Origin of the sequence: Flavobacterium sp. J49 (assembly GCF_011742145.1) — a bacterium.
GTDB lineage: Bacteria > Bacteroidota > Bacteroidia > Flavobacteriales > Flavobacteriaceae > Flavobacterium.
The window spans coordinates 1-281 of the sequence record NZ_JAAQQU010000025.1 but is presented as its reverse complement, the minus strand read 5'-3'; the positions used below and the strand labels follow the sequence as shown (position 1 = coordinate 281).

The following is a 281-nucleotide window of genomic DNA, read 5'->3' as shown; positions in this document are numbered from 1 at the left end:
CAGATTTTAGGAGCTATTGACCCGACTACTGTTACAGTTACTTTCCACACCACTTTTGCTAATGCCCAAGGCGATGTTAATGCTATTGGCGGTGTGACCAATTACATCAACCAAACGCAGTGGAATCAAACTGTATATGTACGAGTAGAGTTTAACACCACGGGTTGTTATGATATAGTGGAACTAGACTTAATGGTAAATCCACTACCGAATGCTACCCAACCGAATTATCCGCAATACACTTTGTGTGATTACAACGGCGCAGTAGGGTTTGAGACTTT

Annotated in this window: 1 protein-coding gene; it reads left to right on the top strand. The window is 42.0% G+C overall.

Going from position 1 to position 281, the window contains the following annotated elements; translation table 11 throughout:
* Positions 1–281: hypothetical protein (locus tag HA632_RS00095; protein WP_176305210.1), on the top strand; the 281-nt coding region annotated here is incomplete at both ends.